This window comes from Dryocola clanedunensis (assembly GCF_038405435.1).
GTDB classification, from domain to species: Bacteria; Pseudomonadota; Gammaproteobacteria; order Enterobacterales; family Enterobacteriaceae; genus Dryocola; species Dryocola clanedunensis_A.
Genome location: NZ_JBBYHZ010000004.1, coordinates 132,764 through 152,515 on the forward strand (window position 1 = coordinate 132,764; position 19,752 = coordinate 152,515).

The 19,752-nt window shown below is 56.5% G+C and carries 19 protein-coding genes; 6 read left to right on the forward strand and 13 right to left on the reverse strand.

The features are described 5' to 3' along the window. The first annotated feature begins 340 nt into the window (after positions 1–340). Positions 341–763, forward strand: coding sequence for a universal stress protein UspC (uspC, locus tag AAE045_RS11135; RefSeq protein WP_455547778.1), 423 nt, complete (start codon positions 341–343; stop codon positions 761–763). Between the two features lie 53 nt (positions 764–816). Here the strand turns inward: uspC and otsA are convergent, their stop codons facing one another. The 10 genes from otsA to AAE045_RS11185 all read right to left on the reverse strand — a co-directional run bounded on the left by otsA (position 817) and on the right by AAE045_RS11185 (position 12,907). Further along, complete coding sequence (gene otsA / locus AAE045_RS11140; protein WP_455547779.1) at positions 817–2,241, reverse strand: alpha,alpha-trehalose-phosphate synthase; 1,425 nt, start codon at positions 2,239–2,241, stop codon at positions 817–819. Next, positions 2,216–3,022: a trehalose-phosphatase gene (gene otsB / locus AAE045_RS11145; protein ID WP_455547780.1), complete on the reverse strand. Its 807-nt coding sequence runs from the start codon at positions 3,020–3,022 to the stop codon at positions 2,216–2,218. The genes otsA and otsB overlap by 26 nt, the downstream gene beginning before the upstream one ends. 177 nt (positions 3,023–3,199) lie before the next feature. Next, positions 3,200–4,198: an arabinose ABC transporter permease AraH gene (araH, locus tag AAE045_RS11150; RefSeq protein ID WP_455547781.1), complete on the reverse strand. Its 999-nt coding sequence runs from the start codon at positions 4,196–4,198 to the stop codon at positions 3,200–3,202. Between the two features lie 23 nt (positions 4,199–4,221). Beyond that, positions 4,222–5,736 carry an L-arabinose ABC transporter ATP-binding protein AraG gene (gene araG, locus AAE045_RS11155; protein WP_455547782.1) on the reverse strand — a complete coding sequence of 505 codons (1,515 nt, stop codon included), beginning with the start codon at positions 5,734–5,736 and terminating at the stop codon, positions 4,222–4,224. A gap of 79 nt (positions 5,737–5,815) precedes the next feature. Beyond that, positions 5,816–6,805, reverse strand: a complete 990-nt coding sequence (locus AAE045_RS11160) for an arabinose ABC transporter substrate-binding protein (RefSeq protein ID WP_455547783.1) — start codon at positions 6,803–6,805, stop codon at positions 5,816–5,818. Between the two features lie 626 nt (positions 6,806–7,431). Then, positions 7,432–7,947: a cupin gene (locus AAE045_RS11165; protein ID WP_455547784.1), complete on the reverse strand. Its 516-nt coding sequence runs from the start codon at positions 7,945–7,947 to the stop codon at positions 7,432–7,434. Positions 7,948–8,006: 59 nt separating this feature from the next. Further along, positions 8,007–8,564: a DJ-1/PfpI family protein gene (locus tag AAE045_RS11170; RefSeq protein ID WP_455547785.1), complete on the reverse strand. Its 558-nt coding sequence runs from the start codon at positions 8,562–8,564 to the stop codon at positions 8,007–8,009. Between the two features lie 23 nt (positions 8,565–8,587). Continuing rightward, positions 8,588–9,778, reverse strand: coding sequence for a glycoside hydrolase family 88 protein (locus AAE045_RS11175; RefSeq protein ID WP_455547786.1), 1,191 nt, complete (start codon positions 9,776–9,778; stop codon positions 8,588–8,590). Between the two features lie 13 nt (positions 9,779–9,791). Beyond that, complete coding sequence (locus AAE045_RS11180; RefSeq protein ID WP_455547787.1) at positions 9,792–11,072, reverse strand: oligosaccharide MFS transporter; 1,281 nt, start codon at positions 11,070–11,072, stop codon at positions 9,792–9,794. Next, positions 11,069–12,907, reverse strand: coding sequence for a DUF2264 domain-containing protein (locus tag AAE045_RS11185; RefSeq protein ID WP_455547788.1), 1,839 nt, complete (start codon positions 12,905–12,907; stop codon positions 11,069–11,071). Before AAE045_RS11185 ends, AAE045_RS11180 begins: the two co-directional genes overlap by 4 nt. A 228-nt stretch (positions 12,908–13,135) precedes the next feature. On the opposite strand from AAE045_RS11185, the gene AAE045_RS11190 reads away from it, so the two are divergent. Both AAE045_RS11190 and AAE045_RS11195 read left to right on the forward strand, forming a co-directional pair. Continuing rightward, positions 13,136–13,990, forward strand: a complete 855-nt coding sequence (locus tag AAE045_RS11190) for a helix-turn-helix domain-containing protein (RefSeq protein WP_455547789.1) — start codon at positions 13,136–13,138, stop codon at positions 13,988–13,990. Positions 13,991–14,114: 124 nt separating this feature from the next. Next, entirely contained in the window at positions 14,115–15,458 is a 1,344-nt protein-coding gene (locus AAE045_RS11195) for an anaerobic C4-dicarboxylate transporter (protein WP_455547790.1), read from the forward strand. 117 nt (positions 15,459–15,575) lie between these two features. Here AAE045_RS11195 and AAE045_RS11200 read toward each other — a convergent pair whose 3' ends face one another. Together AAE045_RS11200 and azuC are read right to left on the reverse strand one after the other, a co-directional pair. Continuing rightward, the gene (locus AAE045_RS11200; protein WP_202300844.1) at positions 15,576–15,827 is read right to left on the reverse strand and encodes a DUF2766 family protein; all 252 of its coding nucleotides are present in this window, start codon (positions 15,825–15,827) and stop codon (positions 15,576–15,578) included. 184 nt (positions 15,828–16,011) lie between these two features. Beyond that, positions 16,012–16,095, reverse strand: coding sequence for a stress response protein AzuC (gene azuC, locus AAE045_RS11205; RefSeq protein WP_014229869.1), 84 nt, complete (start codon positions 16,093–16,095; stop codon positions 16,012–16,014). 215 nt (positions 16,096–16,310) lie between these two features. Between azuC and AAE045_RS11210 the strand changes: the two genes are divergently transcribed. Further along, positions 16,311–17,729 (forward strand): MFS transporter, encoded by a 1,419-nt coding sequence (locus AAE045_RS11210; RefSeq protein ID WP_455547791.1) that lies wholly within the window; start codon positions 16,311–16,313, stop codon positions 17,727–17,729. Between the two features lie 34 nt (positions 17,730–17,763). Here the strand turns inward: AAE045_RS11210 and AAE045_RS11215 are convergent, their stop codons facing one another. Beyond that, positions 17,764–18,402 (reverse strand): RpiB/LacA/LacB family sugar-phosphate isomerase, encoded by a 639-nt coding sequence (locus tag AAE045_RS11215; protein WP_455424887.1) that lies wholly within the window; start codon positions 18,400–18,402, stop codon positions 17,764–17,766. A gap of 328 nt (positions 18,403–18,730) precedes the next feature. On the opposite strand from AAE045_RS11215, the gene yecR reads away from it, so the two are divergent. Continuing rightward, positions 18,731–19,075, forward strand: coding sequence for a YecR family lipoprotein (gene yecR, locus AAE045_RS11220; protein WP_455547792.1), 345 nt, complete (start codon positions 18,731–18,733; stop codon positions 19,073–19,075). Positions 19,076–19,250: 175 nt separating this feature from the next. Further along, entirely contained in the window at positions 19,251–19,748 is a 498-nt protein-coding gene (gene ftnA, locus AAE045_RS11225; protein ID WP_202300853.1) for a non-heme ferritin, read from the forward strand. Positions 19,749–19,752 lie beyond the last annotated feature (4 nt).

Here is a 19,752-nt window from a genome sequence, read left to right on the forward strand (position 1 = left end):
TCGCCCTGGTCACACATCATCGCCTGATAAAGTAATAATGTTCTAATTATCAGGATGTTAATTCTTATCAATGTGTCATTTTCACGCCAGTTGACCCTTGTCGATGGTTTAGTTTCATTAGGTTACTAATGATATTTGCTGATAAAAATAATTCGAAAGTTTGAGGGAAGAAGCCGGGATCTGTGCTACCCGAGAATGTTATTTATTCCTTTCATTAGAATAACTGAACTATTTTCATGAGCACGCTCACAGTTTCTGGGGGTATCAAGGTTGCTTCACTGTTAAAGATAAGGTATGAAAAATGTTAAATGCGCCTGATATGCGCCCCGGGAGGTTTAAGATGAGCTACACCCACGTGCTGGTCGCCGTCGCCGTAACGCCTGAAAGCCATCAGCTGGTTAAGAAGGCCGTCTCGATTGTTTCTCCCGTCAACGGGCGCATCACCCTGATAACGCTGGCCTCCGATCCTGAAATCTACAATCAGTTTGCCGCGCCGATGATGGAGAACATGCGCGAGTTAATGCTCGAAGAAACGCAGCTTTTCTTAAAAGAGCTGGAGGATAAGGCGGGCTATCCCATCGCCAGTACGGTTATCGCCACGGGGGAACTAAGCGAGCATATTCTGGCGCTGTGCGACAAGCACGACGTGGATTTAGTGATCTGCGGAAACCACAATCAGACCTTTTTAAGCAAAGTGATTTGTTCTGCAAAAGCGGTGGTTTCGTCGAGTAAAGTAGATGTGCTGCTGGTGCCGCTGCGGTAGTTTTCACCCTCACCCCAAACCTCTCCCTGAAAGGGAGAGGGGGAAAAGGAGTGTCACGCTAATTTAGGAAAGGTCGCCACTTTCTGCTGCATGCGGGAGGCATCATTGCCGGGCGTTACCTGCTTTAAATCCTCGATAAACCTCTCCTGCCAGTGATTGATATCATTCTTACAAATCACCTCCATCATCTCGCTGTGGCGTGAAATACGCTCCGCGAGCGGCATGGTTAGCGCGCGGTCGAGGGCGGCGGCCACGTCGTCCCTGTCATACGGGTTAACAATCAGCGCGGAGGTCAATTCATTAGCCGCACCGGCGAATTTCGACAGCACCAGCACGCCGGGGTTAGCCGGATCCTGGGCGGCAACGTACTCTTTTGCCACCAGGTTCATGCCGTCACGCAGCGGCGTCACCAGCCCAACCTCAGCGTAGCGGAAGACCTTCATCAGCAATTTGCGGTCAAAATGCTGGTTCAGATAATAGAGCGGCGTCCAGCCCAGCTGGCCGTATTTACCGTTGATGCGCCCGGCCTCGGTCTCCAGCTGATGGCGGATATCCTGATAGGCCTGCACGTCCCCGCGCGACGTCGGCGCGATCTGCGTGTAGCGGATTTTACCGTGGTGCTGCGGATAGTTTTCCAGCAGCGCCTCAAAGGCGAGGAAGCGTTCCGGTAATCCTTTGGAATAATCGAGACGCTCGACGGAAAAGATGTTTTTAATCTCTCCAAGCTCGGCCTTTAGCTGGGCAAGCTTCGGCGGCAGCGGTCCTTTAGCATTCTGCGCAATCTCCTCGGGTTCGATACCGATCGGGTAGACTTCGGTGCGGAACGACTTACCAAACGCCTGATGCTGATGCTTACCGTCGTGATCAAGGCGCGTCACGCTCGCCACGCAGTCGAGGAACGCCAGCCTGTCGTTTTCCGTCTGGAAGCCGAGCAGATCGTAGTCGCAGAGCGCTTCGATAAGCTCTTCGTGAGGCGGCAGCGCGTTGAACACTTCCGGCGTAGGGAACGGAATGTGCAGGAAGAAGCCAGTGCGGTTATTCAGCCCCTGTTTACGGCACTCGGCGGCAAACGGCAGCAGATGGTAATCGTGGATCCACAGAATGTCGTCCTTCTCGACCAGCGGCTTAAGCTTTTTCGCCAGCAGCTGATTTACCCGGTCGTAGCCCTCCCAGGCTTCGCGCTGGAAATCAACCAGATCCAGACGATAGTGGAACGCAGGCCACAGCACCGCGTTCGAGAACTGCAGATAGTACTGTTCGTAATCTTCTTCGCATAGGTTGAACGAGGCCCAGGTGATGTTGCCGCGCTTCACCTTTTTCAGCGGCGCGTCCGGGTCGCCGATCTCCCCGCTCCAGCCAAACCACAAACCTCCGGCGGCCTTCAGCGCGCCGAGAATACCGACGGCAAGACCGCCCGCCCCCGCCTTCTTGTCATCCGGTGGTGCAATGCGATTAGAGACTACCACTAAGCGACTCATAATCTTCTCCCCTTAAAGTTTCTGTCTTTTGTTGTTGTTCTATGTGATGTGTCAGTTTGCCCAGCCAGTGATACACCATCCTGACGTTAGCCAGACGATGCTGCGCCACCGTGTCGCCGGCGCCAACTTTGATGGTCAGGCCGCCCATGGCGTTGACCTGTTTAAATCCGGCTTCATCGGTGAGGTCGTCGCCGATGAAGACGGGCGTACGGCCTTTAAACGGTGATTCCTGCATAAAGGCGCGAATGGCGGCACCCTTGTTGATCCCCAGCGGCTTCAGCTCCACGACGCACTTGCCGGGCTGTAATGCCAGCTCCGGATAGCGGGCGGTCATGGTCTTCGCCAGCAGGAAGATCGCCTCTTCGGCCTCCGGCGCCTGACGGTAGTGCAGCGCAAAGGCCATACCCTTGGATTCAAGCTCGGTACCCGGCAGCTGCGCCAGGGTGGAAGAAAGCTCTTCCTGCAGCGCTTTTACCAGCGGCGCGGGAAGCGTAACAACATGGGTTTTATCATTGATATCGCGGCGCTCCGCCCCATGTACCCCTGCCAGGGGAAAATGGAATGGCGTGGCGAGCTTGTCCAGCTCCGCCATGGAACGCCCTGAAATCAACGCCAGTGCCCCATCGCTCATGACGGACATTTTTTGCAGCAGCGTGCGCACGGCGGCCGGAATATAGACCTGATCCGGGTGCGGTTTGATTTCTGCCAGAGTGCCATCGAGGTCAAAGAAAAAGGCAAGATTACCTGAAAGTAAGGGCGGTACGGATACGACTTCAGCCACCTGAGGCTCCTCCTTAAACGTGTCGTTAAACGAGCGAAACGATAACCAGTTATTATCATTAGCCATGTAAGTATAGACAGGGTGACGGGTGTCGCAATTTTATAAGATAAATCGCCAGGCCGCGCACGGCCTGACGTTGCGCTTAGGATTACTCCTAAGCGGAGGGGGAAGGATGGGTCAAACGGTGCGTTTTGCTTTCTGCTTGTAGCGGTCAAAGATAACCGCCGCCAATAGAATCAGACCGCGCACGACGTACTGGGAGAACGGGGAGATATTCAGCAGGTTCATGGCATTTTCCACCGTGCCGAGGATAAGCACCCCGGCGACCACGTAGGAGATTTTGCCGATCCCACCCTTGAGCGACACCCCGCCCAGCACGCAGGCGGAGATAACAATCAGCTCGTAGCCAATGGAGGTCATCGGCTGGCCGCTGGTCATGCGCGAGGCCAGAATAATCCCCGCAGCCGCCGATACCAGCCCGGACAGCACGAAGATAATAATCTTGGTGCGCACCACGGGAACCCCCGCCAGCCGCGCCGCCTCTTCGTTGCCGCCAATCGCCAGGGTATTGCGCCCGAACGTGGTTTTATTGAGCAGGAAGCCGAAAATTATCAGGCAGCCTACCGTCAGCCAGATTGGCGCGGGCAGGCCAAACCAGTTGGCGTAGCCGAGGGTAAAGAAACGCTCGTCTTCGATGCCCACCGCTTTACCGTCAGAGATGATATAGGCCAGGCCGCGCACGATTTGCATGGTGGCAAGCGTGGTGATCAGCGCGTTGATTTTCAGGCGTGCAATAACAAAGCCGTTCACCAGCCCGCTCAGCATGCCCAGCAGCAGCCCCGCCGCTACGCCGATCCACAGGCTTTCGGTCATGTTAATGACCACCGCGGTAGTGACGCCCGCACAGGCAATAACCGACGCGACGGACAGGTCGAAATCCCCGGAGGCCAGGCAGAACAGCATGCCGCAGGCCACCATGCCGGACATGGAAATCGCCAGCCCCAGCCCCTTCATATTGACGAACGAGGAGAAGTTGGGCACGAAGATCGCGCAGCCGATAAACAGCACGGCGAAGACCACCAGCATGCCGTAGTGATCCCAGATGCGGCCCAGGCTGAACGATGATTTCCGGGCGCTGCCGGGGGCCGCGCCGTCTGATTTAGTGAATGTAAACATTTTATTCCTCTTGCTCATGCTGCTCATGCTGCGCTTGCGCTGGTTTTCGGCATTGCCAGGCTGAGCGCCTGCTGCTCGCTCGCCTCGCCGTGCAACAGCTCGCCAGAAATCTCTCCCTCACGCATCACGATGACGCGATCCGCAAGGCCCAGCACTTCGGGTAAATCGCTCGACGCAAAAAGCACCGCCACGCCCTGCGCCGCCAGGGCATAAATCACGTTGTAAATTTCGTGCTTCGCCCCGACGTCAATACCCCGGGTCGGCTCGTCGAGCAGGATCACTTTCATCTCTTCGGACAGCCAGCGGCCAAGTATCGCCTTCTGCTGGTTGCCGCCGGACAGGTTCATGATCAGCTGCTCCGCCGACGGCGTTTTGATATTCAGCGAACGGATGTGCGCGGCGGCATTTTCGTTTTCCCACTGGTTGTTGATGAGGCAGCCCGCGCTGATGTGCCTGCGCCGGGCGCTGATGTTGATGTTGTCCTGTACCGAATGAACGGGGATGATGCCGTCCGCCTTGCGGTCTTCCGGGCACAGCATCATGCCCGCGCGAATGGCATCCGCAGGTTTACTGATGCTGATAGCTTTGCCATCGATCCACACCTGCCCGCCGGTAATGCGCGTGCCGCCGAACAGCCCTTTCATTAATTCGCTGCGCCCGGCGCCGACCAGGCCAAACAGCCCGACGATTTCGCCGCTGCGGACGCTCAGGGATACCGGCGTGCGGACGCCCGGCGCTTTTAGCTCCTCGATGCGCAGCCGCTCCGGGCCGTGCTCCCGGGGCTGCCAGCCGTAGATATCTCCCAGCTCGCGCCCGACCATCGCCTGCACCAGCGAATCGTGGTTCACCTGCTGCATATCGTCGAACGTGCGCACGTAGCGCCCGTCCTTAAAGACGGTGATCGCATCGCTGAGGGCAAAAATTTCCTCCATGCGGTGCGAGACGTAAATAATTACCCGCCCTTCCGCACGCAGCTCGCGGATCACGCGGAACAGGTTATCGATTTCACGCTTCGACAGCGAGCTGGTCGGCTCATCAAAGGCGATAACCTTGGCGTTGCGCGCCAGCGCCTTGGCAATTTCAACCATCTGCCACTGGCCGATTGAGAGATACTTAAGCGGCGTCTGCGGATCGATATCCAGACCCAGGTGCTGAAGCTGCAGCCCCGCCTCGTAGTTGAGCAGAGAGCGGTTCACAAACCCGGCCCGGTGCGGGATCTGCCCCAGATAGATGTTCTCGGCCACCGACATTTCAGGAACCAGATGCAGCTCCTGGTAAATAATCGCCACGCCCGCGTTCAGCGCCGCCGTGGTGTCGTTAAAGGCGACTTCTTCGCCCCGCAGAACAATGCTGCCCTGGGTGGGGGCATAGTTACCGCTGAGGATTTTCAGCAGCGTGGATTTCCCGGCGCCGTTCTCACCCATCAGCGCGTGAACCTGCCCGGCATAGCAGTCGAAGCTGATGTCCTGGAGAGCTTTCACGCCGGGGAAGGTTTTGCCGATACCGCGAAACGAGAGATACGGTGTCTGTTGTTGCATGACATACCCCAAAGTTAGTGTTGGCGTTGGAGAGGTTTGGGTAAGGTGGATAAGCGCAGGCGCCATCCACCACAGAAGATTACTTGCCGCCCAGCCCTTTCTTCGCCAGCTCTTCCTTAAAGTTATCGCGGGTGATCAGCACCACGTCTGTCACTTCGGTGAACTTCGGCGGCTCTGCGCCTTTGGTCACCCAGTTGTAGAGCATTTCGCTGCTCTTATAGCCGTGGACATCCGGGCTTGGTAACAGGGAGCCGTAGAAGCCGGTCGGCTGCGCTTTCGACAGCTCGCTCACCGCATCCACGCCGTTGATGCCCACGCCAATCACGTCCGGCGCTTTGAAGCCCTGACCTTCGGTGGCGCGCACGCCACCCAGCACGGTGTTGTCGTTCATGCCGACAATCAGCCAGTGTTTCACTTCAGGATGCTGAACCAGCATGGAGTTGGCGGCGTCGAACGCGCCGGGGATATCGTTAGATTTGGTCGGCACCTTGTAGATTTGCTTTTCCGGGAAGCCTGCGGCCTTCAGGGCATCCATAGAACCGCTGGTACGGCGGCGCGCGGTGTCCAGCTCATCGGCGGTAATCGCCATTACGGCTGACTCTTTCACGTCCCAGCCGCGCTTCTGCATCTCTTTGTAAAGCTCCTGGCCCTGGCGCTCGCCGATTTTCGTGGCGGCCATCATCACCAGCGGCACGGTTTCCATCGGCTTGCCTTTCGCCGTTACAAACTGATCGTCTACGGCGATAACCTTCATATCGTAGCTTTTCGCTTTCGCGACGATGGCGGAACCCAGTTTTGGATCCGGGGTACAGATGACAAAGCCCTTAGCGCCGCTCGCCGCCAGGCTATCGATGGCGTTTAACGTCTTCTCACCGTCCGGGACGGCAATTTTGATCACTTCAAAACCCAGGTCTTTGCCGGCCTTATCGGCAAATTTCCACTCCGTCTGGAACCAGGGCTCCTCCGGCTGCTTGACCAGAAAGCCCAGCTTCATGGTTTCGGCCCAGGCGGATTGTGACATAACCGCCGCCAGGCCAACGGCCGCCAACGTTTTAGTGAATATGTGCATGTGGACTCCAGCTTGATTTTATTATCTGTAGGGTAAGAACTATGTAAAACAAGGTTTTAGCGAAACCGTTTTTCAACCTGATGTTTGCGATAGTTTTAGCGGGAAATTAATCATCCATAGGAGAGCGAAATCACACGGCAGAATTACAGTGATCGCGTACATATATTCAGCAAATTAAGCCATAAAAATTGGGGTATATGTATGATGAATGTGTTACGGGTTAGCTGAATTGTCCATGAGGTCAGTTAAACGGGAAGGGGCTCCCTCTCTTAGTTATAACTTTGAGATGGTTTCTATGGGATAGCGGTGATGTTCCGTTCACCTTAAGTCAGACTTTCTATGCGACTGCCGAACCGGTGAACGTCCAGAGGGTGTTCGCCGTCACACCCTCTGGGCTCCCGACTCCCGGCAATAAATCGCCACCTGCGGCGGTAAACCTCCATTTTTGGCTCCCTGTCCGGGTCGGTTGCGATTCGTTCCCGACGATCACAACCTCCAGCCGTTCCCGACGGCTGGACCCGGCCATGAAGCCAAAAATGGAGGCGATTTAAGCCGGACCCAACACCCTCGCTTCAACTTTCTTTAATGACTTATCTTCGGTGTCGCTGTGGTGTTAAAGCAATGAATTATCTGATGTTCACCCCCCAAAACTCCTGTATTCCCCCTTTCTTCCCCGTTACCGGGTCGCAGGCGGGCATGGCGACCTTTGCCAGATGGTCTCGTACTTCGGCGGGTACCTCTTGCTGGTCGAGATACTTGTCCGGCGAGCAGCCTTCCGGGTAGGCTCCCACGCACATAAAATCTTCTGACGCTTCTATTTGCTTGTGCCCTACTCCCGCCGGGATCAGCACCGCGTCTCCCCGGCTGATATCCACGATGGGGCCGGATTCCCCGCCAAACTGAATTCTGGCGCTACCGGCGAACACACCCAGCACTTCATGGGTGTTGGAGTGGAAATGGGTGTAGGTAAAAACGGTATAGCGCCAGCGCGGCGGCCAGCCGTTGCTGGCGAACAGGCTTTCAAACGCCCCGGCCAGCTGCGCTTCGTGGGAGACATGGTGATAAAGCAGAAGCGGCAGCGCGCTGTTAGGCACGCCGCCGCTGGGCTGGTAAAGGGCCAGTGTTTCCAGTTCGGTCGCCATCGCTTTCTCCTCGGGTAAAAAAGTAAGTATAGAAACGACCGGGCTGAATGGCTTACTCCTTACCAGGGATAGTAGATGTGCTCTGCGTGATCCCGTGCCGCAGCCTCACTTCCTTCAAGGCGTGCCGCCACCGTCAGAGCAAAATCAAACACCTTGCCTAATCCCCTGCCGCTGATGAGATTACCGTCCTCTACCACGTCCGCATCGACGTATACGCCGTCCGTCACCTGCTGCCATAAGTCTCCGGAGCAGACGTAGCGGCGGCCCTTCAGCAGGCCGTTCCCGCCCAGCACGCGGGCGGCAGCGGAACAGATTGGGCAGATGAATTTGCCCAGCTCGTCGTGACGGCGCACAAACCCGATAACGCTGGCGTTTTTGGCCAGGTTCATGCTGCCGTCCGGTCCGCCGGGCAGAACAACCGCGTCGAACGTCGTGTCGAAGCTTTCTGCCAGGGTGGCGTCCGCCACCATCGGGATGTTGTGATAGCTGGTTACCGCACGGGTATCGACACAGGATATCGTCGTCACGCCGATGTTAAGACGGCGTAAAATATCAATGGTGACAATGGCTTCCCCTTCTTCGAAGCCGGGGGCCAGCAATACTGCAACGTTTTTCATACCGCTTTCCTTTGCTTAATAAATTACCAGTAGGGATACCAGATCTGACGCAGTCGGGCCAGCGCTTCCAGATAGAAATAGTCGCCCCAGCTGCAGCACTGATCCACGCCCTTGCCGCTCGCCATGTGGTAAACGGAGTGCTTCAGCAGGCCTTCGGTTGGCTCATCGTCACCGGCCAGGTAGTTATCGGTCAGCGACTGGACGATGCGCAGCGCCATCTCTTCATAGTGGGCGCGATGCTCGTCCAGCGTCGGCAGCGCTTTAACCAGCTCCAGCAGGCCGCAGGCGGCAATGGCGCAGGCAGAGCTGTCTCGTATTGCGTCCGTGCCGAGCAGGGCCAGGTCCCAGTGGCAGACATCATCTTCCGGCAGGCGGTTGATGAAGTAGTGCGCCAGGCTGCGTGAAAGCTCCACCATACTTTGGTCGCCGGTGTGCTGGTAGCTGAGCAGGAAGCCGTAGATGCCCCACGCCTGGCCGCGCGACCAGCAGGAGGTGTCGCTGTAGCCCTGGTGGGTATTGCCAAAGCGCGGCTCGCCGGTTTTCACGTCCATATAATAGGTGTGATAGGTCGATGAATCCTCGCGAACGATGTACTTCGCCGCCTGTTCAGCATGGGCCGTCGCCGCCTGCGCGTAGCGCTGGTCGCCGGTTTGTTCCGTCGCCCAGTAGAGCAGCGGCAGGTTCATGTTGCAGTCGATGATCATCCGCCCCTGCTGCTCCGGATCGTTCAAATCCCCCCACGCCTGAATGATTTTCGCCACCGGGTTAAAGCGCTCCATCAGCGTTTCGGCAGCCAGCAGCGCCGACTGGCGGGCGGCTTCATTGCCCGTTAAGCGCCATGCGCTGACGCAGGAGAGCGAATAAAGGAAGCCCAGATCGTGGGTGGCCGTATCAATGCGTTTTTCGATGCGGTTGGCAAACGAAGGCAGATAGCGTTCGGCAGCGTCACGGTATTTTTGATTGCCGGTCATCTCCCACGCCAGCCACAGCTGTCCCGGCCAGAAGCTCGTCGTCCACTCCACGTTTTCAGAGCGCGGCCAGACGCCGTTTTCGCACGCTTCGCCCGGGAACTTGTCCCCAAAAGCGACAATGTTCTTATCCAGCTTGCGCGTCACGCGGGTCAGCGCATCATCCAGCTTCTGGCGAAGGCGAAGCCTGTCCACCTGGTGCAATTCCACGGGGCGCAGGGCTTCGGTGATCACTGTCTTGGTCATAACAACTCCTGAATTAATGTCTGGACGTTTCAACGGGGGCGGCGTCTAGGGCCGGAGAAAAAGTTCGCGATTCGTCCCGCGTTGACTGGCAGCGCGAGAGCGTAAAGGCGGAAATTAAGGTAAACAGCAGCGCGCAGCAGCCCATGATCAGGTAGGTGTGCTCGAAGCCGATTTTGTCGTAGAGGTAGCCCGCGGGCGGCGCGACCACAATCGATCCCACGTAGATCATCGCCTGGTAGCCCAGCAGGTACATGGTGGCGTTAACCCGCTTGTCGAAGTGCTCGGCGATGTACTTAAAGACAGAGATCAGCAGCAGCGCAATCTCCACGCCGTAGAAGGGTTTAATGATCGAGATAATGATCGGGTCATTGGTCAGGCCCGAAGCAATCAGCCTTGCGCCCACCACGCAGCCGCAGAACAGCAGGCCGCGCTTGGCGCCAAAATGGTTAACCAGCAGCGGGATGAACATCATCATCACGAACTCCATGCCCGACTGCACCGTGCTCAGGTAGCCGTACCAGGCGTTGCCCTGCTCTTTGGTGGAGAAGAACGAGACGAAGTAGCGCGGGAACTGCTGCTCGGCGATAAACATCATCCACGCCACGCCCGCCACATAGAGGCTGAACATCCAGAACTTGCGGTTTCTCAGCAGCATCAGCACGTCGGCAAAAACGATTTTATTGGCGGAGAGCACGCTGTTGTTGCGCAGCTGTTCATCACCGATTTTCAGGCTAATGAGCACCAGCAGCATCAGCACTGACGTGGTGCTGCTGACCAGGAAGTTCGCCAGCGGCGTGAAGTTAAACAGCAGCCCGGAGACGGAGGCGGCGACGGCCCAGCCGAGCGATCCCCACATGCGGATGCGGCCAAACTCCAGCCCGTACAGGCGGCTGAAGCGGTCGGCGTAAGATTCGGATGCCGCCACGCCCGCATACCAGCCCAGGCTCAAATAGAGCGCGCCGATGACAATGCCAATCGTGGTATGGCTAAGCAGCAGCGGCTGATAGACGGTAACGAAGAACGGCGCCATTAACGCCGATACGGCGCAGACAAAATAGAGCAGCCATTTGCTCATGCCTATCTTGTCCATGATGTAGCCGTAAACCGGCTTGAGGATCACCGCAAAGACGCCGTTTATGGCAAATACGCTGCCGATGGTAACGCTGTCTAACCCTACTTTCTGGCTGAGCCACAGGGCGTAAAGCCCAAAGCTTGACGACCAGGTGAAGAAGTAGAGAAAGATAAAGGTGCTCATTTTGATCTGCGCGGTGCGCACGGTGGATGAAGCGGTCATAGGGTGTTCTCCGGGGCCAGCGTGAGAGTTCTTTCTTCCTGTGCCGTCACGAAGCGTACAGCGTCATCGCGGATGAGGGCCTGTGGGCAAGATTGCGCGTTGAAGTCGTCGGGGTTGCCTGCCCAGACGGCGCTTATCAGCAGGTGTTTGCCTGGGGGTAATTCGCCGTGAAGTACCGGAACAGCGGCGCGCTCGGCAAACAAAAGATTGCTGTTCGGCGGGGTTAAAACCTGCTCGCCGCTACGCATCTGCGGACTTAAGCAGAAGATGGCGGATGCGTCCGTTGTGGTTGTGAGCTGGCAGCTGCCCTGCCCGCCCTGCGATTCGGGCAGCGGCCGGTTCGGGATGCTGAATCCGCCTTCTGCCGTATCCAGCCCGCGGGCGGTATCAACGTGGTGAACGCGTATCTGCCAGTCGCCCAGCGGCATTAGCCAGGTATCGATGGTCACGTCGCACCACGGCTGCCAGCGGCAGTAAATCATGCCGTCCGCCGTGGTGACATTCGTGCAGTCGCGGCGTCCTCGCCAGTAGCCGTCCTTCTCGGACAGCAGAAGCATGGAGTCCGCTGCCGCGTGGCTCAGCCCGAAGCGCCCGCGCTCTACGGTGAAACCGTAGCGGGTGGAATAGGCAAACTTGCAGTATTTGGCTTCGGTATTCACGAAGTTATTCAGCTCGAGCTGGCCGGAAGTGAGCATCCACAGGTGATCGCGCTGATGAACAAGGATCTGATCGGCATGGGGAATACTGTGCTGCTTTGCCCGTTCGGGCAGAGGTAGCTCCTCCGCCTGCCAGAAGGCGTCGTTTCCGGCCAGCGCCAGCACCAGCATGGTTTTCATTCCCCAATAAGGGGAGCCGGGGGCGTTGTAATCCTCCGCCATAATCAGGTTCGGATAGCTGTAGCCGACGCTGAGCACGCCGTCGCGGTCGAACAGCGGCTGGCTGAGCCACCAGCGCAGATGGCGCAGCACGATGCCTTTCACCACGCCGGGGGAATACACCTCCAGCCCGGCAAACGCGACGGCGCTCCAGAACGCCCCCTGGGCGAAGCGGTAGGTCAGGCTGCGGCCAAACGGCACGGCGGCCCCGTCCTCGGCGAAGAAGTGGATGAAATCAGCGGCAAACAGCGTGGCGCGCTGGCGCAGTTCGGCGCAGCGGTCCGGATCTACGTCGGCCATCAGCTTCGAGTAAATCAGGCCGTAAAAATGGAAGCCCATGGAAATGTAGTAATCCCGCGGCCTGCCCGGCCCGTCGGAATACCAGCCGTCCCCCAGGTAGTACGCCTCCACGGCGGCGAAATGCTTTTCCAGCGCCTGGAAATTGGTTTCCATGCCGGCATGATGAAAGCCGACCTGCACCAGAATCGGGAAAAAGTGCCAGTTATTGTCCGGGATCGCCTGCTCTTCGCACTGTTTAAGCCAGCGCCAGAGGTTCTCTTTTTCAGGCTCGCTGAAGTGGGCCAGCACGGTGTTCCCGGCCAGCGCCAGCAGCAGACCGTAGGCGGCCATTTCCACAATGCGCTGATCGTACGGCGCCACTTCGCCCCAGTAGTCCTCATGCTGCGGGCTGGTGCCGTTTTTTATCGCCTGAATATAGAAGGAGAACTGTTGCGGCTCGCTGCCGCCCGCCAACAGCGGCGTCACGCCCCACAGCAGGCGCGAAAAGGTTTCCATATTCGCTATGTGCTGCCCGTAGTGGGCGGTGAAATTCGCCAGGTCCACGCGGCTGGCATCATTTTTAAAAAACGGCGTGACCGCGCCGAGCAGCTCGTTGACCAGCAGCTGAACATCGTTTCGACTTTTCAGCGGGTTAAGCAGGGTAATATTTTCAGGTTGCACGAGGTCCTCCCGTCATTAAACGAGAATTAGATAAGTTATTGTTATTTGGCTTTTCTAAGGATGTTTATGCGACGTCGGGGCAAGAGTAGCTGCTTTTTTGTCGCCCGCTGAGTGAGCAGGCTCACAAATTTAAACCGCCATTTCATTTTTAGTGGATATTTGCCCCTTTCGGGGCAATAAATTGCAAATGATGGCGTAAAAATTTAAATCTGTTGTCCTGGGGGATCGATGAACGAAGCGCAGCGTCTTGAGCGGATCAAGCTCGACAGCCGGGCGATTTCTTTTAACCGCATGTGGTCGACGAGCGCGGCCTATTACCACTGGCATCAGTGCGTGGAGCTGCTGTATATCTCCAGCGGCTACGGCATTGTGGTGGTCGATAACCAGCACTACACCGCGCGGCCGGGGCGCCTGTTTATCTTCCCGCCCTTCCGTCTGCACAAGGTCCAGGTGGATGACAGCGATAAAAACCATTACCACCGCACCACCATGCACATTGAACAGTCCGTAGTAGAAAGCGCGCTGGGCGAGTTTCCGCGTCACAAGGCGCAGTTTGCCGCGCTGGCCGCCAGCAACGTTCCCGCCCAGGTGTACGACCTGAGCGAACACGCGGCGTTCATGGAGCGCATACTCGGGCAGTTTCACGATTTAGGCCACGACGGCCAGACGCCAGCCTGCGAAGTGGCCTTTATGGTCATGCAAATCATGGAGTTCCTGCCCGCGCAGCCCCAGACGCTTGTCCCCGCCCCGCAGACCGTAGCCTCGCGCATCATGAGCTGGGTGGAGGCGAACTACGCCAGCAAATTCTCCCTCGACGACCTTGCCTCGGCGATGGGCCTGTCCCGTAGCTATACCTCCAGGGTTTTTCGCCAGCAGACCGGCGGCAGCATCCATGAGTACCTGCTGACGCGCAGAATCAAACGCAGCTGCGACCTGCTGCGCAATACCATGCTGAGCGTAGACGAGATCGCGGCGTCTGTTGGCTTCAGCGAGGTGACCTATTTTATTACCTGCTTCCGCAAGCTGCTGCGCCAGACGCCGCTGCAGTATCGCAAGGCAAGCCGCACGCGCAGCCCTGCCTGAATTGTTACAGTGATGTTATCAAGCGGCTGTTTTTATTGCGTTTTAACAAATCAGACGCGGATCTCAAAGATAATCCTTACATTTTGTAATGCTTAGCGGCAGGGCAATTTTTTAAAGGATTATCATGATTACCATCGAGTTTATCGTCATCATTTTATGTCTGCTGGTCGGCACCCGCTTTGGCGGCATGGGGCTGGGGCTAATCAGCGGCATCGGCCTGTTTATCCTGACCTTTATCTTCGGGCTGGAACCGGGCAAGCCGCCGGTCGACGTCATGCTGACCATCCTTGCGGTTATCGGCTGCGCCGCCACGCTGCAAACGGCGGGCGGGCTCAACGTCATGATGCAGTTTGCCGAACGCCTGCTGCGCAGGCACCCTCAGCACATCACCCTGCTCGCCCCCTTCACCACCTGGACGCTGACCTTCCTGTGCGGGACCGGGCACGTGGTTTACACCATGTTTCCGATAATCGGCGATATCGCACTGAAAAAAGGTATTCGCCCGGAACGGCCGATGGCGGTGGCGTCCATTGCCTCGCAGATGGCGATCACCGCCTCGCCGGTATCGGTGGCCGTTGTATCGCTGGTCTCCATTCTTGCTGCGGGACACGGGATCGGGCGGGTCTGGGGCATCCTGGAAATTCTTTCCGTGTCGGTTCCGGCCTCGCTATTTGGCGTGCTGATAGCGGCGCTCTGGAGCCTGCGACGCGGTAAAGACCTGGCGGACGACGAAGAGTTTCAGGCCAAAATTGCCGACCCGAAACAGCGGGAGTTTATCTACGGCAGCAGTGAAACGCTGATGAACCAGACCTTCCCGAAGCAGGCGTACTGGTCAACATGGATCTTCTTTGCGGGGATTCTGGTGGTGGTTCTGCTCGGTGCCGTGCCTCAGCTGCGCCCGGCCTTCGAGGTAAAAGGCGCGCTGAAGCCGCTCTCCATGAACCTGGTGATTCAGATGATGATGCTGATTGCCGGGGCGGTGATGCTGATAACGTGTAAGGTCAACGCCACAACCATCTCCAGCGGCGCGGTGTTCAAAGCGGGGATGGTGGCGATTTTCTCGGTGTTCGGCGTGGCGTGGATGAGCGATACCTTTTTCCAGGCGCATCTTGATGAGCTGAAAATGGCGCTGGAAGGCGTGGTGAAAAGCCACCCGTGGACCTACGCGATAGTGCTGTTCCTGGTCTCGAAGCTGGTGAACAGCCAGGCCGCCGCGCTGACGGCGGTAGCGCCAATGGGGCTGATGCTGGGGGTAGAGCCAAAAATGCTGATCGCCTTCTTCCCGGCCTCCTACGGCTATTTCGTGCTGCCGACCTACCCAAGCGATCTCGCCTGCATCGGCTTTGACCGCTCGGGCACCACGCGAATCGGCAAGTTCATCATCAACCACAGCTTTATCCTGCCGGGTTTAATCGGCGTGAGCTGCGCCTGCGTGGCAAGCTACCTGCTGGTGATGACGTTCTTTTAATAGCCCCTTCTCCTGGGGGAGAAGGTTGGGATGAGGGCGTCCAAAGTTGCTGGCAAATCAGTGCTCAGCCGTTGTTTGCACTCCCTCACCCTACGCCTCTGAATGCAGAGGGTGTTGCTAGTGCGCTTCGTTCTGCGGCGTAAACTTAAGCTCAATCAGCGAAATCGCTTTCTGAATAGCACGGCGGGTCACCGGGTCTGCCGCTGCGGGCTGGCTGGCAAAATCAATCGACTTCAGCTGCGCGGCCATTTTGTCGCGTACTTCCACCGGCGCTATCACATCAATCACGTCGAGGATCTGTTTAATAACCAGCTGGCAGGCCACCACGTCGGAAACCAGTTCCTGGTCGGCAGAGAGTTGTTCAGACATTTTTAATCTCCTGTTTCAGTATGCGCGCCATAGTACCCGCGGCAGCAATCGCGAGGCAAGATTCCATTCCGGAGAGCATCGTTTAAATCTTCAGTATGTTTTTCAAAGTGGCTGCTGAAGAAAAGCTGCGAATTTCAGGCACAAAAAAACCTGCCGCGGCAGGTTTTTTTATCTCGGGACCAGCTTAGAACATGGCGCCCGGCGGTACATCTTTGAAGGTCTTGCAGTAGTTTTCGAACATGCTTTTCAGGATTTTGCGCAGTTTCATGGGTGTGCTCCGGTTTTTAATTATGCAGGTGTTGCTCGTTATGCGTCCATAATATGACTTCCATCACACAAATCAACCATTATGTGAGCTGAATCACATAATTTCAGTGGGGATTTTACAGCTCGTTCACATAAAACAGCTTGCAGATCCAACACTTAACGGGTTATTTGTAGCTTTAAATTTTTAAAACATTATTTTGATTTCGGATGGCAACCATGTCTGACTCCCCTTCCCCGCAGCAAAAACGCGGCCTCTCCCCTACCGCACTGCTGGTTGCCGGCGCCTTTTTCATGGAGTTTCTGGACGGGACCGTGATTGCCACCGCGCTGCCGGAAATGGCCAGAACTTTTGCCGTGGACGCGGTGGATCTGAATATCGGCATGAGCGCCTACCTGCTGACGCTGGCGGTACTGATCCCGGCCAGCGGCTGGATTGCCGACCGCTTCGGTGCCAGAAAGGTCTTTACCCTCGCGCTGGGCATTTTTACCCTCGCCTCCGTGCTTTGCGGGCTGGCAAACAGCCTTGAGCAGTTTGTTGCCATGCGCGTTTTACAGGGCGTGGGCGGCGCGCTGATGGTGCCGGTCGGCCGCCTCGCCGTTTTGAGAAGCACGCCAAAGCACCAGCTGATTACCGCGATTGCCACCCTGACCTGGCCTGCCCTTGTTGCGCCGATTATTGGCCCGCCGCTGGGCGGGTTTATTACCAGCTACGCGTCATGGCGCTGGATTTTCTATATTAATCTTCCGCTGGGCCTGGCCGCGATGGTGCTGGCCTGGCGAATAATTCCGGATATTCACGACGACGAGCGGCGCCCCTTCGACGGCATCGGCTTTGTCAGCACCGCGCTTGCCATGGTGTGCCTGGTCTACGGGCTGGAGATGCTGGGCGGCGAGCATGTTGACCTGCTGGCTACCGGCGGTCTGCTGGCGCTGGGCGCGGCGTCGCTCTGGTTTTCCCTCCGCCATTTCAGGCATGCCGCCCACCCGATGGTCAGGCTGGATGCGCTAAAAGTGCAGACCTTCGGGGTGACGATGTACGGCGGGTCGCTGTTCCGCACCTCCATCAGCGCCGTGCCGTTTTTGCTGCCGCTGCTGTTTCAGGTGGGATTTGGTATGGACGCCTTTCATTCCGGGCTGCTGGTGCTGGCGGTCTTTGCGGGAAATCTGACGATGAAACCGGGCACGACCTGGCTTATCCGCAGGCTGGGTTTTAAAAAGCTGCTGCTCGTTAACGGCCTGCTGAACGTTGCCGCCCTGCTCGCCTGCGCATTCCTGACGCCGCATACCGCAACGTGGGTGACCATTATCATTCTCTTCCTTGGCGGGATGTTCCGTTCGATGCAGTTTACCGGCATCAGCACGCTGGCCTTTGCGGATATTCCTGCAAACCAGATGAGCTACGCCAATACGCTGTTCAGCACGGCGACGCAGCTGTCGGTCGGCCTCGGCATTACGCTAGGGGCGATTGGCATCCGGCTCGGGGAAAAAATCAGCGGCTGGCTGGATCTGAGCGCCGTGCCGGGAATGAGCATTAAAATTTCGTTTGTGATGATTACGCTGATTTGTCTGCTGGGGCTGGTTGATTTGCTGCGGCTGCCGCGAGCGGCGGGAAGTACGGTGTCGAATAAAGCGTAAAAAAATGGCCAGCATGCGCTGGCCGTCTCTTCCATCAGGCAAGGATTTCGCGCACGAAGGCTTCAATCTCTTTGTTCTGACAGTTTTCGAAGAAGCATTTCTGGAAACGCTCGCCGGTAACGGCGGTTTTCACCAGCTCAGGATCGATGGCGCGCAGCGTATCGAGGTAGTTCTCTTTCACCACGGCCGCTTTAACCTGGTTAAGGATGCCCGCGTTGCGAACCTGCGGCTCTTTACGGTCCGCCGGATAGCCTTCGCCTTTACGGCCGGTGAAAGCTTTCTCAAACATATAGCGCACGTTCAGCTCTGCGCCCCAGCCAAAGCCTTTCGCGAAGGCCAGGGACAGCGCGTTACCGTTGTTGATTTGAGAGAACAGGAAAGCATCCGCCGGATCCAGGCAGTAGCCGCAGACCACGCCCGGGTGAATATTCAGAGACATCATCGCCCCCTGGCCCGTGCCGCAGCCGGTCACCACAAAATCCACCGCTTTTGAATTCAGCAGGATGCTGGCCATGATGCCCAGATGGATATAGGTCAGGTGGTGATCCTGCTCGTCGCTCATCCCCACGTTGTAAACCGGGTACTCTTTTTCAGACGCCACGGCCTGCAATTCGTTAAGGATGGTGGCGTTTTTGCCCGCCTGACTGTTTTCCATCATCAGTGCAATTTTCATCTGTTCGTCTCCTGGTTGGGCACGGGCTTTCCCGTGAACTGTAACGACTGGATAGCAAAGTATGGCCTAACCATACTATCTCGCAAACGGACTTTCAAATTTAATGAAAAATAGTTTCATAAATTTATCCGAGCTCACATTTCTCGTTCTCCCCCTTGCAGGCACGAAATCTACCCGAGGTCAAAATGGCCTTTATTAGCGAAGCAATTTGGCTTAAGAGCAGTTATTTTCGTGATTTAAAGCGAAATTTTTTCGCTTTCTGCTGCGGTTGATTTACAGAATTTCCGGCGTGCTAGACTGGCAGAAAGTGCCAGCCGAGACTTCAATTATGTACCGTTCAATTGCTTTACTGACCGCTCTGTTAATGAGCGGCTGCACCATCAATAAAACGCCTGAGCCGGTAAAAGGCAGCGAAGTGGCAGGCGTTGTGCGCCTGGGCTTCGATAAATCACCGCTGCAAAATGCCCGGGTGGATACCTTCATCGCCCAGTCGGCTGCCAGCCACCAGTGCCAGCAATGGGGCTATATCTCCGCCCTGCCCTACGGCGAGCCGATCACAACCTGTAGCGTTACCGGCGGTTCGCTGTGCCTGAGCCAGCAGGTTACGCTGGAATATCAGTGTCAGGGAGTCGGCATGGAAAAATACGTGCGGGATAATTTAATTGTGCAGTAATTTATTTGCCGCTAAATTACCGGCGGCAAATATTCAGATAAATAATAGAAGAAAGATGAATAACATTAACAACCATTCTCATTACGCTAAATTAATTAACAATCTATTTGCAATATGGACATTATAAAAATAAAGTATCGCCACTATCGGCCCTCAAAATAAAATGGAGCACGCCATGCTGAAAGCAGAAATGGTTGAGAAATTAAACGAGCAGATGAACCTTGAACTCTATTCCTCCCTGCTGTATCAGCAGATGAGCGCATGGTGCAGCTACCACAGTTTTGAAGGGGCCGCCGCCTTCCTGCGCCGCCACGCTCAGGAAGAGATGGAGCACATGCAGCGCCTGTTTGCCTATTTAACCGATACCGGAAATATGCCGCGCATTAACGCCGTACCTGCGCCAGTTAATGAATATGCTTCTCTGGACGCGCTGTTTAACGCCACCTATGAGCACGAGCAGTTAATTACCCGCCAGATTAACGAGCTGGCCCACGCCGCCATGACGTCGCAGGATTATCCAACCTTTAATTTCCTGCAGTGGTATGTTTCTGAGCAGCATGAAGAAGAGAAACTGTTTAAATCCGTGCTGGACAAACTGAGCCTGGTTGGCAAAAGCGGCGAAGGATTGTATTTCGTGGATAAAGAGCTCGCTACGCTGGACACGCAGGCCTGATATT

Excerpts from the sequence above, each read along its gene's own strand:
- araG (WP_455547782.1), bottom strand. The coding sequence starts at position 5,736 with ATGCAACAACAGACACCGTATCTCTCGTTTCGCGGTATCGGCAAAACC.
- azuC (WP_014229869.1), bottom strand. The coding sequence starts at position 16,095 with ATGAAACTGCGCAAAATCCTGAAAAGCATGTTCGAAAACTACTGCAAG.
- AAE045_RS11175 (WP_455547786.1), bottom strand. The coding sequence starts at position 9,778 with ATGACCAAGACAGTGATCACCGAAGCCCTGCGCCCCGTGGAATTGCAC.
- yecR (WP_455547792.1), top strand. The coding sequence starts at position 18,731 with ATGTACCGTTCAATTGCTTTACTGACCGCTCTGTTAATGAGCGGCTGC.
- AAE045_RS11210 (WP_455547791.1), top strand. The coding sequence starts at position 16,311 with ATGTCTGACTCCCCTTCCCCGCAGCAAAAACGCGGCCTCTCCCCTACC.
- otsA (WP_455547779.1), bottom strand. The coding sequence starts at position 2,241 with ATGAGTCGCTTAGTGGTAGTCTCTAATCGCATTGCACCACCGGATGAC.
- AAE045_RS11180 (WP_455547787.1), bottom strand. The coding sequence starts at position 11,072 with ATGACCGCTTCATCCACCGTGCGCACCGCGCAGATCAAAATGAGCACC.
- AAE045_RS11200 (WP_202300844.1), bottom strand. The coding sequence starts at position 15,827 with ATGTCTGAACAACTCTCTGCCGACCAGGAACTGGTTTCCGACGTGGTG.
- AAE045_RS11195 (WP_455547790.1), top strand. The coding sequence starts at position 14,115 with ATGATTACCATCGAGTTTATCGTCATCATTTTATGTCTGCTGGTCGGC.
- araH (WP_455547781.1), bottom strand. The coding sequence starts at position 4,198 with ATGTTTACATTCACTAAATCAGACGGCGCGGCCCCCGGCAGCGCCCGG.
- AAE045_RS11160 (WP_455547783.1), bottom strand. The coding sequence starts at position 6,805 with ATGCACATATTCACTAAAACGTTGGCGGCCGTTGGCCTGGCGGCGGTT.
- AAE045_RS11190 (WP_455547789.1), top strand. The coding sequence starts at position 13,136 with ATGAACGAAGCGCAGCGTCTTGAGCGGATCAAGCTCGACAGCCGGGCG.
- AAE045_RS11170 (WP_455547785.1), bottom strand. The coding sequence starts at position 8,564 with ATGAAAAACGTTGCAGTATTGCTGGCCCCCGGCTTCGAAGAAGGGGAA.
- uspC (WP_455547778.1), top strand. The coding sequence starts at position 341 with ATGAGCTACACCCACGTGCTGGTCGCCGTCGCCGTAACGCCTGAAAGC.
- ftnA (WP_202300853.1), top strand. The coding sequence starts at position 19,251 with ATGCTGAAAGCAGAAATGGTTGAGAAATTAAACGAGCAGATGAACCTT.
- AAE045_RS11165 (WP_455547784.1), bottom strand. The coding sequence starts at position 7,947 with ATGGCGACCGAACTGGAAACACTGGCCCTTTACCAGCCCAGCGGCGGC.
- AAE045_RS11215 (WP_455424887.1), bottom strand. The coding sequence starts at position 18,402 with ATGAAAATTGCACTGATGATGGAAAACAGTCAGGCGGGCAAAAACGCC.